This is a genomic window from Clostridium sp. (assembly GCF_016650095.1).
In the GTDB taxonomy this organism is placed as follows: domain Bacteria; phylum Bacillota; class Clostridia; order Clostridiales; family Clostridiaceae; genus Clostridium_AD.
This window is the reverse complement of sequence record NZ_JAENWL010000428.1, coordinates 1-2,510: the sequence shown is the minus strand read 5'-3', so window position 1 is coordinate 2,510 and position 2,510 is coordinate 1. Positions and strand designations below refer to the sequence as shown.

Below are 2,510 nucleotides of genomic sequence, written 5' to 3'. Positions count from 1 at the left end.
TGTTTTATTGCTTAAGATATCATCGATTTTTGCTACAAAGCAATTATCGCATGCTATTTGTGATTTTATACCTCCCTTAGAAAAACATCAAGCATGTTTTTTTTACATTCAAATCCTAATTCCTTCAATGAGTTTTGCAAGGCTACTAATGTATATGCCATTTTATCCTTTTTCGCATTTTCTCCCATATGTCCTATTCGTATTACTTTTCCTTGTAGATATCCAAATGACCCAGCTATAAACACATTAAATTCATCAACCATATGTTTTAATAGTTCTTTATCATTTATACCCTCTGGTATTTCTATAACTGTCACAGTATTAGAATATCCCTCTTCAATGTATAAATTAAGACCTGCTTCCATTACAGCTTTTCTTGTAGCTTTACCAATTGATTTATGTCTTTCAATTATTTTTTTATCCTCCACTATATTGTCTATAGCTCGCCTTAATCCAACAATATCACTTATTGGTGGTGTATATGGGAACCATTTATTTTCATAGTAATCCTTCCATACAAGTAAATTACAATAATAAGAAGCTATAGGATTTTTCCTCTGCTTCATTAATTTAAATGCATCTTCACTTATACTTAGAAAAGTGAGACCCGCAGGAGCCGAAACACATTTCTGTGAGGCACCTATTGCTATATCAATTCTCCATTCATCCACTCTTATATCTTCTCCACCCATGGCTGCAACACTATCTACTACTGTTAATATATCCTTTTTCTTTAACAATTGGCATATTTTCTCTATGTCATTTAAAACTCCTGAAGGAGTATCACAATGTACTACAGTAGCATATTTAAAGTTACTATCTTTCACCAAAAATTTTTCTAGTTCCACTATATCTATCTTACTCTTCCTATCTCCGTTAAAGAAAACTACTTCTCCACCGTACATCTTAACAAAATCAGCGAATCCTTCTCCAAAAATTCCATTTTCAATTACTAATACTCTATCATTAATTTCAGTTAACGATGCGCATGCAGCCTCAAGGCCTAAAATCCCCTCACCACCTAGTATTCTAACTTGATTATTAGTTTTTAAAAAACGACCTATTTCCTCGCACGTTTCTTTATAAAATTCATAAAATTGCAAATCTAAATCAGGGTTGGTAGTAGCTAGAGCTCTGGCCATCCTAACATTTTCTCTTACATGCGTAGGTCCCGGCGTCATTATTTGAGGCACTTTCATAATTTTCACTCCCTTAAAATGTAATTCATCTTATTATATTAAAGATTATATCACTATTTATAGATTTCAAAAAATGTATCGATACAATGCTATTATCTATTAATAATTTAACATTAACTATCTCTATCGACTGGTGCGTAATGACATATACAAATTGAAATATTGTCTCTAATGTATATTTTTTAACTCATTTGGAGATATTTGTAATATACTTGTGTATTTTCATGTTTTCACATGGATATATCACAAAATTTATAGTGGGTGTGAAAATATGAAAATTAATCTTAATAAATTGAAATCTCTTTTTCTTACAATTTTTTATAGTGTGATTTGCATAATATTGATTAAGCATTTCATGTCCTCCAGTACTATAACTTATGATAATTTTGAAAAAAAAGATTCTGTGATAATTGTAACCTCTGCTCCTTATACTCCACCACATTTAAGTAAATTATCTAATGCTACGAACTTACCACCAATTGGTGATAAACTCCCTACCTTAAGTCGTGGAAACATAGAAGAAGTCGATAAAAGCACTACTACAACAAAAGAGTCTTCTACTTATGAAGACGGCCTCTGCACATTACAAGAAGCTGCCATAATTGAAAAACGAGATGTTAAAAAAGCCGATATAGCCCCAAAGCCTATTGTGCCCAAAGAAAAACAAGTCCTTAATACGCATCTTGCAAATTATTTACTGTACAAGAACGTAAATATATCAAGTTTAAAAGGTTATTTAAAATCGAAGAACTCCCTTCTAGTTGAAGAACCTTATTTTTCAACAATATTATCTGTCTGCGAAGATTTTAACCTTAATCCGCTTATTATGTTCGCCATTACTGGTCAAGAACAATCCTTCGTCCCCAAAAGTAATGAAAACGCATATAAGATTGCTAATAATCCCTTTAATGTTTTTAATAGTTGGAAAAAATATAATACTTCTATCGAAGATTCTACTAGCATTGCTGCACGAACCGTAGTAAATCTCTCTAAAAATAGACCTGCTAACATAGATGCCCTTACTTGGATTAATCGAAAATACTCTGAAGATGGGAATTGGTCAAAAGCTGTTCGCTCCATATTCAAACAACTTGAAAGTAATGTTTCTTATTTGAATTAAATTAACCCTACCATAAATGTATTTAATTAAAGTTTATATATATACTCACGAATTCATTTTGATTAAATATTAACCCAATTAGATATTTCATTTTCAAAATACTTACCTATTTTAACTACTTCTCCCATAATAAGAGATGCATATTCTGTATTTAAGAACCAGTTATCTTTTGTCACTCCACTCCTATCTGT

The 2,510-nt window shown here is 31.2% G+C and carries 2 protein-coding genes; one reads left to right on the top strand and one right to left on the bottom strand.

The annotated features are described in order from the left end of the window. Positions 1–65: 65 nt before the first annotated feature. Positions 66–1,199, bottom strand: a complete 1,134-nt coding sequence (locus JJE11_RS17450) for an alanine--glyoxylate aminotransferase family protein (RefSeq protein WP_291637929.1) — start codon at positions 1,197–1,199, stop codon at positions 66–68. Positions 1,200–1,554: 355 nt separating this feature from the next. Here JJE11_RS17450 and JJE11_RS17445 point away from each other — a divergent pair, with 355 nt between their 5' ends. Next, complete coding sequence (locus JJE11_RS17445) at positions 1,555–2,319, top strand: hypothetical protein (protein WP_291637927.1); 765 nt, start codon at positions 1,555–1,557, stop codon at positions 2,317–2,319. Positions 2,320–2,510 lie beyond the last annotated feature (191 nt).

What these genes read in the sequence shown, in the direction of transcription:
- JJE11_RS17445 (WP_291637927.1), top strand. Translation starts at nt 1,555, where the DNA reads ATGTCCTCCAGTACTATAACTTATGATAATTTTGAAAAAAAAGATTCT.
- JJE11_RS17450 (WP_291637929.1), bottom strand. Translation starts at nt 1,199, where the DNA reads ATGAAAGTGCCTCAAATAATGACGCCGGGACCTACGCATGTAAGAGAA.